Annotated in this window: 14 protein-coding genes; 4 read left to right on the forward strand and 10 right to left on the reverse strand. The window is 65.5% G+C overall.

Translation table 11 applies throughout. The annotated features are described in order from the left end of the window. Window positions 1-376 precede the first annotated feature (376 nt). On the forward strand, window positions 377-1,042 hold the full coding sequence (locus tag VF34_RS23090; protein ID WP_027495859.1) for a heme-binding beta-barrel domain-containing protein: 666 nt from the start codon (window positions 377-379) through the stop codon (window positions 1,040-1,042). A gap of 193 nt (window positions 1,043-1,235) precedes the next feature. On the opposite strand, the gene VF34_RS23095 is transcribed toward VF34_RS23090, so the two are convergent. The 5 genes from VF34_RS23095 to VF34_RS23115 all read right to left on the reverse strand — a co-directional run bounded on the left by VF34_RS23095 (window position 1,236) and on the right by VF34_RS23115 (window position 8,071). After that, window positions 1,236-2,867: an ATP-binding cassette domain-containing protein gene (locus tag VF34_RS23095; RefSeq protein WP_032373757.1), complete on the reverse strand. Its 1,632-nt coding sequence runs from the start codon at window positions 2,865-2,867 to the stop codon at window positions 1,236-1,238. Beyond that, a complete protein-coding gene (gene cydD, locus VF34_RS23100) occupies window positions 2,860-4,560 on the reverse strand; it encodes a thiol reductant ABC exporter subunit CydD (RefSeq protein WP_032373758.1) in 1,701 nt (566 codons plus the stop codon). The genes VF34_RS23095 and cydD overlap by 8 nt, the downstream gene beginning before the upstream one ends. Beyond that, a complete protein-coding gene (gene cydB, locus VF34_RS23105; RefSeq protein WP_032367493.1) occupies window positions 4,557-5,594 on the reverse strand; it encodes a cytochrome d ubiquinol oxidase subunit II in 1,038 nt (345 codons plus the stop codon). Before cydB ends, cydD begins: the two co-directional genes overlap by 4 nt. Before the next feature lie 9 nt (window positions 5,595-5,603). After that, window positions 5,604-7,073: a cytochrome ubiquinol oxidase subunit I gene (locus tag VF34_RS23110; protein WP_027495855.1), complete on the reverse strand. Its 1,470-nt coding sequence runs from the start codon at window positions 7,071-7,073 to the stop codon at window positions 5,604-5,606. Between the two features lie 131 nt (window positions 7,074-7,204). Next, on the reverse strand, window positions 7,205-8,071 hold the full coding sequence (locus VF34_RS23115; RefSeq protein ID WP_032373759.1) for an aminodeoxychorismate lyase: 867 nt from the start codon (window positions 8,069-8,071) through the stop codon (window positions 7,205-7,207). Window positions 8,072-8,116: 45 nt separating this feature from the next. Between VF34_RS23115 and ygfZ the strand changes: the two genes are divergently transcribed. From ygfZ to VF34_RS24805, 3 genes are all read left to right on the forward strand, one after another. Next, a complete protein-coding gene (ygfZ, locus tag VF34_RS23120) occupies window positions 8,117-9,238 on the forward strand; it encodes a CAF17-like 4Fe-4S cluster assembly/insertion protein YgfZ (RefSeq protein WP_032373771.1) in 1,122 nt (373 codons plus the stop codon). After that, complete coding sequence (locus VF34_RS23125; protein ID WP_032373760.1) at window positions 9,235-9,873, forward strand: MOSC domain-containing protein; 639 nt, start codon at window positions 9,235-9,237, stop codon at window positions 9,871-9,873. Before ygfZ ends, VF34_RS23125 begins: the two co-directional genes overlap by 4 nt. A 248-nt stretch (window positions 9,874-10,121) precedes the next feature. Next, window positions 10,122-10,319, forward strand: coding sequence for a DUF3073 domain-containing protein (locus VF34_RS24805; protein WP_072692062.1), 198 nt, complete (start codon window positions 10,122-10,124; stop codon window positions 10,317-10,319). Window positions 10,320-10,393: 74 nt separating this feature from the next. On the opposite strand, the gene purM is transcribed toward VF34_RS24805, so the two are convergent. The 5 genes from purM to VF34_RS23150 all read right to left on the reverse strand — a co-directional run bounded on the left by purM (window position 10,394) and on the right by VF34_RS23150 (window position 16,943). Continuing rightward, window positions 10,394-11,494: a phosphoribosylformylglycinamidine cyclo-ligase gene (gene purM / locus VF34_RS23130; protein WP_027495851.1), complete on the reverse strand. Its 1,101-nt coding sequence runs from the start codon at window positions 11,492-11,494 to the stop codon at window positions 10,394-10,396. 111 nt (window positions 11,495-11,605) lie between these two features. After that, a complete protein-coding gene (locus tag VF34_RS25730) occupies window positions 11,606-13,243 on the reverse strand; it encodes an ABC transporter ATP-binding protein (protein WP_032373761.1) in 1,638 nt (545 codons plus the stop codon). Next, entirely contained in the window at window positions 13,240-14,208 is a 969-nt protein-coding gene (locus VF34_RS23140) for an ABC transporter permease (RefSeq protein ID WP_032367489.1), read from the reverse strand. The genes VF34_RS25730 and VF34_RS23140 overlap by 4 nt, the downstream gene beginning before the upstream one ends. Then, window positions 14,208-15,203 (reverse strand): ABC transporter permease, encoded by a 996-nt coding sequence (locus tag VF34_RS23145; protein WP_032367512.1) that lies wholly within the window; start codon window positions 15,201-15,203, stop codon window positions 14,208-14,210. The genes VF34_RS23140 and VF34_RS23145 overlap by 1 nt, the downstream gene beginning before the upstream one ends. 96 nt (window positions 15,204-15,299) lie before the next feature. Then, window positions 15,300-16,943: an ABC transporter substrate-binding protein gene (locus VF34_RS23150; RefSeq protein ID WP_045842145.1), complete on the reverse strand. Its 1,644-nt coding sequence runs from the start codon at window positions 16,941-16,943 to the stop codon at window positions 15,300-15,302. Between the last annotated feature and the right edge of the window lie 65 nt (window positions 16,944-17,008).

Below are 17,008 nucleotides of genomic sequence, written 5' to 3' on the forward strand. Positions count from 1 at the left end.
TTCTGCAGAGACCTCCCCAGCCTTACAAGACAACAGCCTTTTCGACACACATAGTGAATTCGTCGGCGCTCTCGAAGTCGAGAGCCCGACGCCCCCGGGAAGAAGGTACCTGCTCGCGTCGGTTTCGCCATCACTACGAGTGATCCAGGGCACTGTGGGCCGCAAAAATGATGGTGTGTCACCAATGCCACAGCGCGGAAACGGACCGTTGTCGTCGACCGGTCTCGCCGCGGGTTAAACTCGGTTCCGTGGTCATCTTCTTCGAGGTATTGCTGGCGCTTGCGGCAGTAGCCATCATCGCGTTCTCGCTCTATGTCGTCTACCGACTGGTCAACGACGAGTCGTGACGGAACCGGGCGCGGGCAACCCCGACAGCATCGACGACGGACTGGGCACCCCTATCACCAGCGGTGACCAAGCCATTTCGGCTGCCGAGCAGAAGTTCGCCGAGGCGTCGGCGCGCAACATCCCGGTGCTGCCCGACATCCCTCACCCGGACGACACCGCAAACCTGCGGCTCGGCCCCGATCTGCACCCGTCGATGCTGGCGCTGCTGCCACTCGTCGGCGTGTGGCGTGGTCAAGGCGAGGGGCACGATCCCGAAACGGACACCGACTATCCCTTCGGTCAGCAGATCGTCGTTTCCCATGACGGCGGCAGCTACCTCAGCTGGGAATCGCGCTCCTGGAGACTCGATTCCGACGGCAATTACGCGCACCCCGACCTTCGGGAGACCGGGTTCTGGCGCATCAGCGGCGGCGACGGAGTCAAGGGGTCCAAGGACGAAGAAGTCGTCGAGCTGCTGCTGACGCACAGCACCGGCGTCGTCGAACTGTATTACGGTCACGCCCTGACCCAGTCGTCCTGGGAACTTGCCACCGACGTCGTCATCCGCAGCACCTCGGGTGCACTGGTAGGCGGAGCTCGCCGCCTGTACGGAATCGTCGAGGGCGGGGATCTGGCGTACGTCGAGGAACGTGTCGTCGCCGACGGCCCGCTCGCACCGCGTCTGTCGGCCCGCCTCACCCGCTACATCGGCTGACGCAGAATCTTTTTCGGATCTCGGGGGCCGTTCGCATGCGAACGGCCCCCGAGCCATACCTGATGTCAGGTCCCGACCGGACAGGTCGGGGGCTCGGGGGCCGGGTAGCTGCCTGGGATTCGCCTGCCGCTCGCGCGGTCTTCGCAGTGAATCCGTCAGCGATTGCGGCTAGCTGACAGCCACCTCACGCGTCCTAGAGTTCATCAACTTCAGACCACCTCCTCTCTCGTGTACTCCCAACGTACGCCCGCGATCGGGAGTCGGCAAAGGGTTTTTTCGCAGTCCGGTCTCCGAGGTCGATCACCTGGTCGGCGTCGGTGTTCTCGGGCAGTTGGTGAGTGACGACGACCACCGTTCGCTCGGCACCGAACAGCCCGTCGTCGGTGGTGAGCAGCTCGCGCAGAATCCGTTCGCCGGAGATTCTGTCGAGATGTTCGGTCGGCTCGTCCAGCAGCACGACGGGCGCGGTGCTCAGCAGTGCGCGTGCGAGAAGGAGTCGACGACGCTCGCCACCCGAGACCGCCTGCGCCCCACCGATCAGTGTCGTGTGAACGCCCTGGGGCAACGCGTCGAGCCACGGTCCGAGACCCACTCGTCGCAATGCCTGCGTTGCCTGGTCTTCGTCCACGTCGCCGCGCACCACTCGCAGGTTCTCCAGAATCGAGGTGTCGAACAGGTGCGCGTCTTCGGCGAACAGCGCTGCATCCGAGCCGAATTCGACGGCGAGCGCGCGCAGCATCGTCGTCTTTCCCGATCCACTGGGCCCGATGATTGCGCTCCGCGCATGTGCGCGGAAGTTCGTAGCAGGGGTCGGGCAGGAGTGGAGCCCGCGGAACGACCCGTTCAGGCTGCCACTCACATGGGGAGCCGCATCGAGCATGGTCATGATTCGGGTGGCCGCGATTCGGCCGCGCATCAGTGCGATTGCCGCTGCGGGCAGAGCTGCGGTCGCCTCGAATGCGGCCAGTGGAACCAACACGATGATCGCCAACGCCATCGGCGTCATACCGCCCGCCGTGCCTCCGTCCGGGCCGTACAGCGCGATGCCGATCAGCAACGACCCGATCACCGAAGCTCCGATCGCCAAGGGCTGCGCGGCATCCGCGAGTGCCGACGGACGCGCCGCACGATCTCGGGCAACCACCGAGTCGTGTGCTGCGCCCTCGGCTTCGGCGAGTGTCGCGTCCAGACGACGGGCGACTCGCAGTTCCGCCGCATGGTCGAGTGCGCGGACCGCTGTCTCGGCGAAGCGCACGTCGGCTTCGGCACCGGCTTCCTCGGCGATCCTCGCCGACCGGGCCGCGAGTATCGGTGCACCCACGCCGGCGATCAGCAATGCCACCGCCAGAACCGATGCGGCGGCAGGTGCGATTCCCGCGAGCAGGCCCACGGCCGCGAGCATCATCAGCACGCTCACACAGATGGGAACGACGGCCCGGATGACGACGTCACCGATAACGTCCACGTCCGCACCGGTGCGCGCCAGAACGTCACCCCGTCGCAGAGCGACCGCGCCGTTCCCGTTCGCCAGTCTCTCGTAGATCCTCGTGCGGGCCGCCGTCGTTCCGCGCAGCGCCACATCATGGGTGGTCAAGCGTTCGAGATACCGAAACACCCCGCGCGAGATACCCAGCGCCCGAACGGCTACGACGGCAACCGACAGGTCCAGCACCGGTGGCATCTGCCACGCCCGGGTGATCAACCACGCCGACAGTGCCGCCAGGGCGAGCGCACTGCCCAGCGTCGCCACTCCGGCCAACACGGCCAGTACGACTCTGCGCGGAGACAGCTCGAGCAGCGCCAGCGCTCGTCGCAGATCAGACATGCTCGAACTCCCGCTTCGTGGTCGAGTCGCTGCGGACCTCGACGATGCGGTCGGCGGCATGCAGCACCGAACGCCGATGACCGACCATCACCACGGTGACGCCGCGGTCGGCGGCATCTCGAACCGCCTGCAGCACAGTCGCTTCACTCACCGGATCCAGGTGTGCCGTCGGCTCGTCCAACAGCATCACCGGAGCATCGGACACGAAGGTACGTGTCAGTGCGAGGCGCTGTAGCTCGCCGAGCGAAAGCCCCACCCCACCCTGCCCGACGCGGGTGTCCCAGCCCTCGGGGTGTTCTCGAAGCACCTCGTCGAATCCGGCTGCGCGGCAGGCGAGTTCCAGTGCAGCCGAGTCGGGGATTCCGTGCAGGGTCACGTTGTCGTAGAGCGTGCCCGGCACCAACACCGGCCGCTGCGGGAGCCAGGCCACCTGCGCCCACCACTGTTCGAGATCGAGTTCGGCGATCGGCACTCCCCCGACGCTCACCGCGCCGGTCGACGGCGGAGTCAACCCCAGGATCGCGTGCAGCGCAGTCGTTTTACCTGCGCCGTTCGGTCCGGTCAGGACCGTGACGGTGCCCGCCCGGCACAGCGCACTCAGCTCCGCTGGTGCCGCTCCGTCCCGACTTGCAACGCCGAGCCCGTCCAGCTCGATGTCGACGGCTGTCGTGTCGACGGTGCGGCCACCGGTCGGCCGCGCTGTTCGCCGGTCCAACACCCGGAATGCACGATCGGCTGCCTCGACGCCGTCCTCGGCCGCATGAAACTGGGTGCCGACCGCGCGCAGTGGAAAGTACACCTCGGGCGCGAGGACGAGCGCGATGATGCCGGCTTCGAGTGTCATCTCGCCGAACACCAGCCGCAGCCCGATGCCGACGGCAACCAGCGCTACACACAGCGTCGCGAGCAACTCGAGCACCATCGACGACAGGAACGCAATCTTCAGTGCGCGCATGGTCGTTCGACGATGGGCGTCGCCCAATGCACGAACACGAGCGGCCGGTCCGTGCTCGCGCCCGAGCGCGCGCAGAGTCGGCAAGCCTGCCAACAGATCGAGCAGTTGCGCAGACAACCTGGTCATCGTGGTGAGCGTGGCGGCCGCCCGGCCCTTGGTCAGCAAGCCGATCAGGATCATGAAGACGGGGATGAGCGGCAGGGTCACGGCGATGATGGCGGCCGACGTCAGATCCTGTGTGAGGATGACGATCAGGACCAACGGGGTGACGATGACGGCCAGCACCAGCGCCGGCAAATAGCCGGTCAGGTACGCCCGTAGTCCGCCGATGGCGCGGGTCACGACGACGGCCAGTTCCTCGCGCTCGGCGTCCAGCTCGCGAGGCTCGAATCGCGTTGCCGTCGTGAGTACTTCGATCTCCAGCTCGGCGACGACCCGCGACGCCGACCGGTGTGCGTAACGAGACTGAGCTCCGGTCGCGAGCACCCGAACCACTGTTGCACCGGCCAGGACGACCAGTTCCGTCGTCCATGCGGACAACGATCTGGCCGACGGGTCGGTGATGACGCCGGCCAGCACGCGTCCGATTGCCAGTGCACTCACGATGATGCACAGGGTGACCACGGTCGACAGCGCGACCGTGACGAGCACGTAGCCGCGGGCGGAGCGCGAGTACTTCCACAGTCGCGGATCGACCGGGCCCTTCGGCCGTGTCCGCGAAGTGGTGGGTGCGGTCACGACTTCACCGACAGCCCGATCGAGTCGGGGATCTGGGCGCTCGAAATACGTTGCCGGAAGACCCAATACGTCCACGCCTGGTAGCCGAGGACGACGGGTGCAGCGAAGGCCGCAGCCCACGTCATCACCGTCAACGTGTACGGGCTGGACGACGCGTTGGCGATGGTGAGATCGAAGGCGGCGTCGGTGCTGGACGGCATCACGTTGGGGAACAGGGACGCGAACAGCAGCACGACGACGGCGACGATGGCAATGCAGGTGAAGACGAAGGCCCAGCCTTCACGTACTTTCGCCGTCAGCGCGACGACGAGCAGCAGGGCCACTGCTGCCACCGCGACCAGTACCCACGTCCAGGTTTTCCCGTACGCGAGTTGGGTCCACAGCGCGAAGGCACCACCGACGAGCACTGCCGGAACCGACAGCCACGCTGCCATTTTCACCGAGTCCTCGTGGACGTCGCCTGAGGTCTTGAGCGCGATGAACACGGCACCGTGCAGTGCGAACACCACGGCCATCGTTACTCCGCCGAGTAGTGCGTACGGGTTGAGGAGGTCGAAGAACCCTGCGGTGACCTTCTTGTTCTCGTCGATCGCGACTCCGCGGACGATGTTGGCGAACGCGACGCCCCACAGCACAGCCGGAACCCACGAGCCGATGCCGATGCCGATGTCGCAGCGTCGACGCCACACCGGGTCGTCGATCTTGCCGCGCCATTCGATGGCGCAGATGCGCAGGATGAGCGCCACCAGGATCAACAGCAACGGCAGGTAGAAGCCCGAGAACAACGTGGCGTACCACTCGGGAAACGCCGCGAACAGGGCACCGCCTGCCGTGATGAGCCAGACTTCGTTGCCGTCCCAGACCGGGCCGATGGTGTTGAGAACTGCGCGACGACGCTTCTCCCCCGTCACGGGGTCGGGGTGCCTACCCAGAATGGGCATGAGCATGCCGACGCCGAAGTCGAAGCCTTCGAGCACGAAGTAGCCGACGAAGAAGAAAGCGATGATGAAAAACCAGAATTCGGGCAGTGACATTGCTATCCCCTAGTACGCGAACGAGAGCTGCTTGGGCTCATCGTCTTCCGATTCCGGTGGGTCGACGTGCGGGTGCGCGTCGTGGTCGAGAGGTCCTTCGATGACGTAGCGCCGAAGCAGATAGAACCAGACACCTCCGAGAGCGGCGTACAGCAGTGTGAACGTCACCAGCGAGGCGACGACGAGGCCGACGGGATGGTCGGAGACGCCTTGGTCGACGGTGAGCCGGATCTGATCGACTCCCGAGAGGTTGGGCGCGACAACCCATGGCTGACGCCCCATTTCGGTGAAGATCCAGCCGGCGCTGTTGGCCAGGAACGGCGTCGGAATGGCCAGCAGTGACAGCCAGGAGAACCACTTCTGGTCGGGAATCCGGCCACCTCGGGTGACCCACAGTCCCGCGACAGCGAGCAGCGCCGAGCCTGCGGCCAGACCGATCATCATTCGGAAGGCCCAGTAGGTGACGAACAGGTTGGGCTTGTAATTGCCCGGTCCGAACTGCTGCTCGTACTGATCCTGTAGTTGGTTGACGCCCTGCACAGTGGCACCGAAGTCGTTCTCCGCCAGGAACGAGGTGAGGCCGGGGATCGCAATGAGGTGCACCACGGATTCGCAGTTGTTGTGGGTACCCACGGTCAGGAGCGAGAAGCTGGCTCCGGTTTCGGTGTCGCACAACGATTCTGCGGAGGCCATCTTCATCGGCTGCTGCTCGAACATGAGCTTGCCCTGAATGTCTCCGGTGATGGCGAGCGCCCCACCCGCGACAATCATGACGATGAAGGACATGCGTGCTGCCGATCGGAACATCGAGCGCGAGTCGGTGGCTGGTTCATCCAACTTCTTCTTTCGCGCCTCGCGCACCATCCACCAACCGGAGATGCCAGCGACGAAGGTTGCGGCGGTGAGGAATGCACCTGCTACCGCGTGCGGGAAGGCCGCCAGCGCAGTGTTGTTGGTGAGCAGGGCCCAGATATCGGTCAGCTCGGCGCGGCCGGTTTCTTCGTTGTAGATCGCGCCGACGGGATGCTGCATCCAGGAGTTGGCTGCGATGATGAAGAAGGCCGAGGCGTTGACGCCGATGGCGACGAGCCAAATGGTCGCCAGGTGAACGAGTTTGGGTAGTCTGCTCCATCCGAAGATCCACAGACCGAGGAAGGTGGACTCGAGGAAGAACGCGACCAGTCCTTCGAGTGCGAGGGGCGCACCGAACACGTCGCCGACGAATCGTGAGTATTCGCTCCAGTTCATTCCGAACTGGAACTCCTGCACGATTCCCGTTGCGACGCCGAGTGCGAAGTTGATGAGGAACAGCTTGCCGAAGAACTTGGTCAGTCGATACCAGGAATCCTTGCCGGTGATCACCCACATGGTCTGCATGGCCGCCACCATCGGCGCGAGGCCGATGGTGAGGGGTACGAGAATGAAGTGATAAACGGTGGTGATACCGAACTGCCACCGCGAGACATCCAACGCGTCCATCGATACTCCGAACTCTTCCACCCGAGCTGTGACGGGCAACACCGCAGGTCAGGGCATTGGCCCGCGACTGATTCGAATGTACTACTACGAGTAGTAGTAGGGAAGAGTCTTTCGGCAGGGCCATTGGGCCCTCAGAGCATCCGGACGGTCTCCACCGCGAGATCGACCATCTCGGGCACCTCGTCCGCGCGGCTGGGCCGCCCCAGAACGACGCCGTTCATCGATGTCACCCGCGCCGCCAGCGTGACGCTCGAAACCAGCCAAACACCCTCCGCTGCAATGAGATCCGCTGGATACAGATGTCCGTGCTCGCACGTCCAGCCGGCCGCCTCGGCCACCGAGAACAGGGCGGCAACTGTGGTGCCCGCCAGGATGCCCTGCTCGACCGACGGTGTGACAAGAGTCTTACCGCGCGCCACCACCACCGTCGACCGGGGTCCCTCGAGCACTCTGCCCTCGCTGCTGAGGTAGATCACGTCGTCCACGCCCTGGCGGGCAGCGTGGCGCAGCGCGGCCATGTTGGTCGCGTACGACAACGTCTTCGCGCCTGCCAGCTGCCACGGCGCACCGGCGGAGAAGTCGACCGAGTAGCCCCGATCGAGCGTCATCACCGACACCCCGTTCTCCCGGGCGTTTCGCACTCGACCCGGCAGTGGCCCCAGCGTCACGAACGCCGTCGGATCGCCGCCGCCCTCACGACCACGGCTCAGCACCAACCGCAGAACGCCCTCGTCCGTGGACTTCTCCGTCCACAGGCCGACCGACTGCTCGATCACTGCGCGCCAGGCATCCGGATCGGGGACGGGAAGATCCAGGGCCGCCGCCGACACGGCCAGACGCGCCAGGTGCAGCTCGACGCCGCAGGCCGAGCCGTCACGCACCAGCAGCGTCTCGAACGCGCCGTCACCACGCACGGCAGCCAGATCGTCGGCGAACAGCAACGGCCGATCCGCGTCGTGCACTCGGCCGTCCAACGTCACCACTACCGACTCCGACATGCCGCCACCCTAAAGGCTGTGGCCGGGTGCTCCTACTATGGAGTGGTGTCCGATCCTGTGACGATCACCCCGAGTCCTCTTCTCACTCTCCCCGGCGCAGTGCCCTCTCCCGACGACAGCGTCGATGCCGGCGTCGCCTGGCACTACGGCAATCCGTTCGGCGAACAACGCAGTGCCGTCAGCGCAGCCGCCGTCATCGATCGATCCCACCGATTCGTGCTCGCCATCAGCGGCGACGAGCGCTCGAGCTGGCTGAACACGATCTCGAGCCAGCTCGTCTCGGACCTGCCCGACGGCAGCTCGGCCGAAAACCTGAGCCTGGACGTCAACGGCCGGATCGAGCATCACTTCGTACAGACCGATCTGGGCGGGATCACCTACATCGATACCGAACATGCACAGGGACCGGATCTGCTGTCGTTCCTGAAGAAGATGGTCTTCTGGGCCAAGGCCGAACCCCGCGAGGCCGACGAACTCGCCGTTCTCTCCGTCCTCGGATCCGACGCGGCATCGATTCTGGACAAGGCGGGACTCCCGGTTCCGAGCGAGATCTACGGCGCGTCGGCAGTGGACGGCGGCGGCTTCGTCCGGCGGATGCCCTGGCCGGGTCCCAATTCGTACGACGTCGTCGTCCCCCGAGCAGGTCTGAGCAACTGGTTCCTTCGCCTCCGCGACGCCGGTGCCGCCCCGGCCGGAACCTGGGCGTACGAGGCGTTGCGGGTCGAATCGGTGCGACCGCGGGTGGGCGTGGACACGGACGAGAAGACCATTCCGCACGAGGTCCGATGGATCGGCAGTGCAGCCGAGTTCGGGGCGGTTCATCTGGAGAAGGGCTGCTATCGCGGGCAGGAGACCGTCTCGCGGGTGCACAACCTCGGTCGACCGCCGCGTCACCTGGTACTCCTGCATCTCGACGGTTCCGCCGACGGACGGCCCGAGACCGGCGACCCTGTCACCGCCGGTGGCCGCGCGGTGGGGCGTCTGGGGACCGTTGTCGACCACTTCGAGCTCGGGCCCGTTGCCCTCGCGCTGGTCAAGAGAACGATTCCGGTGGACACCGCCCTGGAGGCGGGTCCGTGTGCGGCGTCGATCGACCCCGACTCCATCCCCTCGTACGACGACGTGCAGGCCGGCCGCGCGGCCGTCGATCGCCTACGCGGCCGGTGACCGGGACCGTCTCGGCGGTCTGCGTGGTGCATGCCGACGTCCCGTTCGGGCGGCGCGGCGTCGTAGACAGCGGCATCGACAAGCGGCCCGTGCACGGCCCGGTGGATGTGCACGAGCTCGGCATCGGCGGGGACCACTGTCGCGACACCAAGTTCCACGGTGGTCTCGATCAAGCCGTGTACGCCTACGACGAGGCAGAAGCCCGGTACTGGGCCGATCAGCTGGGTGCGCCCGTCGAGCCAGGACGGTTCGGCGAGAATCTGCGGACCAGCGGCGTCCCGGTGACCGACGCGGTGATCGGGACGCGGTGGCGCATCGGCACGGTGACGCTGGAGGCAACCATCGCACGCAAGCCCTGCGGCACGTTCGCGCGGTGGATGGGCGAGCCGGGGTGGGTTCGCCGATTCACGGCCCGGGGAGATGTGGGCGCTTACTTCCGAGTGCTCGAGCCCGGGGTCTTCGCCGCCGGTGATTCGGTGACGGTCGAATCGGTTCCTCGGCACGCGGTGACGGTGCGGATGCTCTTCGAGGGCCGGGACGCCGCGGCGATGCAGACTCTTCTGGACGAGCCCGGATTGGCACCGAAGGTGTACCGCGACGCGGCGGCGGCGCTGAAATCGTCGCGGAGGCCATGACGCGCAGCACTACTGTTTTCGTGTCGTAGCGCGAAGATAGTTCGCCTGAGCACGGATATGCGCAGGTACAGGCAGCGCGGACCCCTGCCCCGGGCGTGTCGCGCCGCGGGGCCCGGCATCGACACGTGGTGCCGTATGCGCATCGCGGCGATTCGCGCGCTAGAGTGTGTGCCAGGAAGAAATACCAACTCTAACGGGGCCGCCAAATTTCCCCAGGCCGCCCCGCAAGTCCGCGAGGGGGCACCGCCATGGGCCGAGGCAGGGCTAAGGCAAAGCAGACAAAGGTCGCTCGTGAGCTCAAGTACAGCTCGCCGACAACGGACTTGGAGAGTCTGCAAAGAGAGCTCTCCGGTGGTTCGTCCAACTCCCATCGTGGCGGCATCCACTCTGACTCGGATGTGCATTCCCGAGTCGAGGAAGACGAGTACGAGGACTGGCGACGCTAGAAACTGTGCATTGAACGACTGAGGGGGAGCCGCACCGCGGCTCCCCCTCACTTGTTCGTCGTATGACCGGCCGGTCAGAACCTCGGGTGGTTACCCAGCAGCAGCGCGCGCTCGTCGGCGACGTCCTTGCCCGCAGCCTTCTTGACCGTGCCGAGCGTCCAGCAGTCGATGTGCCGTGCAGTCAGTACTGCCAGAGCACGATCGACGTCCTCGGGGGCGACGATCGCGACCATGCCGACACCCATGTTGAACGTCTGCTCCATCTCGGCCCGCTCGACGCGTCCGCGCTGCGCGATGAGGGAAAAGATCGGGGCCGGGCTCCACGTGGTCCGATCGAGTTCGGCCACGAGACCCTCGGGCATGACGCGCGAGAGGTTGTTGGCGAGTCCGCCGCCCGTCACGTGGCAGAACGTGCGCACGTCGGTCTCGGCCGCGAGTGCGAGGCAGTCCTTGGCGTAGATCTTCGTCGGCTCGAGCAGTTCCTCGCCGAGTGTGCGGCCGAACTCCTCGACGTGTCCGCCGAGATCCATGTGGTTGATCTCGAGCAGCACCTTGCGAGCGAGCGAGTAGCCGTTGGAATGCAGACCGGACGATCCCATGCCGATGACGACGTCGCCGGGACGCACGCGCTCGGGTCCGAGGATCGAGTCCGCCTCCACGACGCCGATGCCGGTGGCAGAAAGGTCGTAGTCACCGTCGGCCATCAGCCCCGGGTGTTCGGCCGTCTCGCCGCCGAGCAAGGCACAACCGGCGATGATGCAGCCCTCGGCGATGCCCTTGACCAGTTCCGCGACCTGCTCGGGAACGACACGGCCGACGGCGATGTAGTCCTGCAGGAACAGCGGCTCGGCTCCGCACACGACCAGATCGTCGACGACCATGGCCACGAGGTCGAGACCCAGGGTGTCGTGCTTGCCGAGGGCCTGGGCGACGGCGACCTTCGTGCCGACTCCGTCGGTCGAGGCAGCCAGGACCGGCTCGCGGTAGTCGCCCTTGAGCGCGAACAGACCGGCGAAACCACCGAGACCGCCCATGACCTCGGGCCTGCTGGCCTTCTTGGCGAGTGGCGCGAACAGTTGAACTGCTCGGTCTCCTGCGGCGATATCGACCCCGGCCGCCGCGTAGGAGGCACCGCCCGAGTGAGTTGCGCTCGTGGGTTGGGATTCCTCGGTCATTCGGCTCCAGCCTGTGTACTCGTTCATGTCAGCGCCCCCAAGCACGCGAACCGTGCGTAGCGGCGCAGATAGCGCCCTAACGGTACCGGAGTGCCCGCTGGCGGGAAGAATTTACGTGCGCAGCCGCTTGCCCGGGATGGCGGCCAACAGCTTCTTCGTGTACTCCTCCTCCGGCGAGCGCAGAATCTTCCACGGCGTGCCCTGCTCGACGACCTGGCCGCCCCGCAGCACCACCACCCGATGTGCGACGCGATCGACCACCGCCAGATCGTGGCTGATGAACAGGCAGGCGAAACCGAACTCCCGCTGCAGCGCCTCGAACAGGTCGAGCACGGCCGCCTGGACCGAGACGTCGAGTGCACTGGTCGGCTCGTCCGCGACCACCAGATCCGGTCCCAGCACCAGTGCCCGCGCCAGGCTGACGCGTTGCCGTTGCCCACCGGACAGCTCGTGCGGGTAACGCTTGTCGGTGCCGGACGGTAGCTGCACGGCGTCGAGCAGCTCGGTGGTCCTGGCCGCGATCGCATCCTTGGAGCCGTACTTGTGCACGATCATCGGCTCGGCGATGCACTGTCCGACGGTGAGCCGCGGGTTCAGCGACGCCGACGGGTCCTGGAAGACGAATCCGAATCGCTTGCGCAAGGGCTTGAGCTTGCGCTCGCTCACGCCGGCGATGTTCTGTCCCATCACCGTCACGCTGCCGCTGGTCGGCTTCTGGAGCGCTGCAACGCACCTGCCGATCGTCGACTTACCCGAGCCCGATTCGCCCACCAGACCGAGGGTTTCGCCGCGGTGGATGGTCAGCGAGACGTCGTCGACCGCTCGGAATGCCGAGGAGCCGACCCCACCGGAGAACTGCACCACCAGCTGCGAGACCTCGAGTACCGGCTCGCCCGACGTGTCGACGGTCTTGTCCGACTCCACTGCAGCAAGGGTCGGCACCGCGGCCAGCAGCTTTTTGGTGTACTCGTCTTCGGGGGCGTCGAACAGCTGTGCCACCGGCGCTTCCTCGACGACTCGGCCGTTCTGCATGACGACGACGCGGTCCGCCAGATCGGACACGACGCCCATGCTGTGGGTGATCAGCACGATGGCGCACCCGAGCCGGTCTTTCAGATCGCGCAGCAGCTCGAGGATCTCGGCCTGCACCGTGACGTCGAGGGCGGTGGTCGGCTCGTCGGCGATGATGACTTTCGCCTCACACGAGATGGCGATCGCGATCATGACGCGTTGCTTCTGGCCACCGGAGAGCTCGTGTGGGTAGTACGAGAAGCGCTGCTCGGGGTTCGGCAACCCCACCATCGTCAACAACTCGATGGCCCGCGCCTTGGCATCCTTTCTGCCCATCCGTTTACCGTCTGCGCGGGTGTGCGCTCGCAGCGCCTCGACGATCTGATACCCGATGGTGAACAGCGGATCGAGAGCGCTGCCCGGTTCCTGGAACACCATCGAGATCTTGTTGCCCCGCAGCCTCGCCCACGCCTTGTCGTTCAGCGTGGTGACGTCCTGCCCGCCGAGAACCACGTGCCCGTCGACTCGCGCGGTATCGGGCAGCAGCCCGATGGCGGAGCGGACACTGACGGATTTACCCGACCCCGACTCCCCCACGACGGCGAGAACTTCACCGGGATAGACCTCGAACGAGACCTCGGTGACGGCATCGACTTCGCCGGCATCGGTGACGAACGAAACGGACAACGACTGCACCGACAATGCGGACTCGCGTGGAGTCACGACACTCGATGTCATACCTTCACCGCCTTCTTGAACTTCTTGCGAGTGCGCAGCAGCGGATTGAGTGTCTCGCTTGCACTCTCACCGACCATGGTCAGACCGAGGACCACCAGCACGATGCCCAGGCCCGGGAACACGGACGTCCACCAGATGCCGTTGGAGATGTCCGGTAGGGCCTTGTTGATGTCGTATCCCCACTCCGAGGCGGAGGTCGGCTCGATCCCGAACCCGAGGAAGCCGAGCCCGGCGAGGGTGAGGATGGCCTCGGCTCCGTTGAGCGTGATGATGACCGGCAGTGTCTGCACCACGTTGGCGAGTATGTGCCGGAACAGAATTCGCGGTGTACCGGCTCCGGTCACCCGCGCGGCGTCGACGTACGGTTCGGTCTTGACGGCGACCGTCGCGTTGCGGACCACCCGGAAGTACTGGGGCACGAAGATCGCCGTGATGGCGATGGCCGCGGAGGCGATACCGCCGAAACTCGACGACTGACCGCCTGCCACGACGATCGAGATGACCACGGCGAGAAGCAGAGACGGGAATGCGTACATCGCGTCCATGAACAGCACGAGCACCCGGTCGAACCAGCGGCCGATGTAACCCGAGGCCAGACCGAGGGGAACGCCGATGATCAGGGACAGCACCAGCGACGAGGCGATGACCATCAATGCGGTTCTGGCACCGTAGATCACCCGCGAGAACACGTCCTCACCGCGAACCGAGGTACCGAACCAGTGATCCGCGGACGGCGCGGCTTGGCGGGCGAAATCCGCACCGGCGTCACTGGTCTGCGAGAAACCATACGGCGCGAGAATCGGCGCGAACAGCGCCGCGATCACGAACCCCACCATCAGCGCCAACCCGACGATGAGCGTGACCCGCTGCAATCCCGAGGTGGACTTCACGAACGCGACGCCGGGGAACCCTCTGCGGTGCGGACGGGTGGGAGGAACGTCGGACAGCACGACTTCGGTGCTCATCAGAACCTCACTCTCGGGTCGATCAGGGCGACGATCGCGTCGGTGACGAAGCTGACGACGGCGACCACCACGGCCAGGAACGTCACGATGCCCTGCACGGCAACGAAATCGCGGGCCTGCAGATAACGGGCGAGTTCGTAGCCCAGTCCTTGCCACTCGAAGGTCGTCTCGGTGAGTACGGCACCGCCGAGGAGGACGGCGATCTGCAGTCCGATGACGGTGACGATGGGAATCATGGCGTTGCGGAACGCATGTCGCCTCGTCACCGTGCCCTCGCTCAACCCGCGCGCGCGGGCGGCGTCGACGAACGGTGCCTGCAACGTCTGAATCAGGTTGACTCGCACCAATCGCAGGAAAACACCGGCCGTCAGCAGGCCGAGCGCAAGAGCGGGCAGAACCGCGTGTTCGAGCACGTCGACGGTGTAACCCGTGTCGCCGTACAGGAACGAGTCGATGATCAGAATGTTCGTCTTCGGGGAGACGTTCTGCAGTGCCAGTTCCACATTGGTACTGGCCCGCCCGGCGACCGGCAGCCAGCCGAGCTTGACGGCGAACAGCAGCTTGAGCAGCATGCCGACGAAGAACACCGGGGCCGCGTACGCCAGGATCGCGAAGATTCGCAGCGACGCGTCACCGAACCGGTCGCGATGGGTGGCGGCGTAGAACCCGAGCGGGATGCCGACCGCGAACGCGACGAGCAGCGCCCAGAACGCCAATTCCAGTGTGGCAGCACCGTTGACGAGCAGGACGTCACTGATCGCGCGATTGTCGGTGGCGGAGCGGCCGAAGTCGCCGCGCAACAATCCGGTCAGATACTCCCAGTACTGCGTCAGGATCGGCCGGTCGTATCCGGCCTCGGCCTTGCGCTGGGCGATCTGTTCGGCGGGTAGTCGACCGCCGAGGGCGGCGGTGATCGGGTCACCGATCACACGCATCAGAAAGAAGACGACGGTGACGAGAATCCAGGCAGTCGGGATGATCAGCAGAAACCTGATCCCGAGATAGCGGGCGAGCGCGCCGTATCGTGACGGCGCGCTCGCCTGTTGCGCTTTCTTCTCCCCTACCGGCGTCTGTGCGGTAGCGGGCACCGGTCAGCTCTTGGCGAGAGTGACGAAGCGGAACTTGAACGAGGCGTCGAGGGTCTCGTCCACACCGCTGATCTCATCGGTGGCGACGGCGATCTGCTTGCCCTCCAACAGCGGAAGGGTCGGCAGGTAGTTGGTCGCGAGCTCGGTCTGAATCTGTCCGATGATCTGCATCCGTGCGTTCTCGTCGGCCGTCGTGCGCTCGAGGTCGAGCAGTGACGTGATCTCCGGGTTCTCGAAATGCGACTGGAGGAAGTTGTCCGGCCCGAAGAACGGCGTCAGGTAGTTGTCTGCATCGGGGTAGTCCGGGAACCAGCCGAGCTGGTAGACCGGGTACGCGTCGGCGACGCGTTCCTTGGTGTACGTGCTCCACTCGGTGGACTGCAGGTTCACGTTGAACAAGCCCGTCGCGTCGAGCTGACTCTTGATCGCGGCGTACTCCTCGCTCGAACTCGAGCCGTAGTGATCCGGGTTGTACTGCAGGTTGAGTTGGATCGGAGTGGCGACGCCTGCGGCGGAGAGGAATCCAGCAGCCTCGTCCTTGTTGGGTGTCTCACCGTAGACGTCGGAGAAGGCCTTGTTGGAACCTTCCAGACCGGTCGGCACCACGGAGTACAGCGGGGTGTACGTGCCCTTGTAGACGCCGTCGGAGAGCGCCTGGCGATCGACCGAGGCCGCAATCGCCTTGCGCACGGCCAACTTCTGCTCGGGGGTGTTACCGGGCATCGTGTTCATGTTGAAGACCATGTAGCGGGACTCGCCGCCGGGGCCCTCGTGCACCGTCAGACCGTCGACGGCTCCCAGCGATTCGACGTCGGTCGGGGTGAGGGAGCGCCATGCCACATCGATGGCCTTGTTCTGCACATCGAGCTTGAGGTTGTCGGAGCTGGTATAGTACTTCACGTTGACCGACGACGTCTTCGGGGTGCCGAGAATGCCGTTGTAGTCCCCGTTGGCCACGAAGCTGACGAGTGAGTTCTTGCCATAGCTGGAGATGGAGTACGGGCCGGCGAACGGCTTGCCCGCAACCACTGCGTCGTCGTCGAGCACCTTGTCGGCCGGGAATACTGTCTGGTCGACGATCGGGCCCGCGGGTGTCGCGAGGATCTGCGGGAACGTCTGATCGTTGGCCGCTTTGAGGGTGAACTCGACGGTCTTCTCGTCCGGTGTCGCGATGCTGTCGAGATTGGTCAGCAGCGACGCAGGCCCGTTCGGATCGTTGATCGCGACGATGCGGTCGAACGAGAACTTGACGCTCTCGCTCGTCAGCGGATTGCCGTTGGCGAACTTCAGGTCGTCCTTGAGCGTGCACTTGTAGACGGTCGGCTCCGCGAAATCGCAGCTCTCGGCCGCATCGGGCTCGAGCTCGGAGCTGCCGGGAGCGAAGTTCATCAAGAAGGGATACGTCTGGTTCATCACCATGAACGATCCGTTGTCGTACGAGCCGGCCGGGTCGAGCGAGGTTACCTGGTCCGTGGTGCCGACCGTGATGGTCTCACCGCCGCCGCCGTCGCCGGATCCACCGGCGTCGGTGCGTCCCGAGCCGCACGCTGCGGCGGTCAGTGCGAGTACCGACAGTGCGGCCACTGCGGCGGTCTTCTTGCCGTGCTTACGCACAGCCGTTCGTGATGCGGCGCTGTAGCGCTGCATGCGTCCGTCGTCGGGCGACAGGGTCATCTGAGCCTCTATCCAATCGGTGTGTCCTATGTAACTCG

The sequence above is a fragment of the Rhodococcus sp. PML026 genome, assembly GCF_000963615.1.
GTDB classification, from domain to species: domain Bacteria; phylum Actinomycetota; class Actinomycetes; order Mycobacteriales; family Mycobacteriaceae; genus Rhodococcoides; species Rhodococcoides fascians.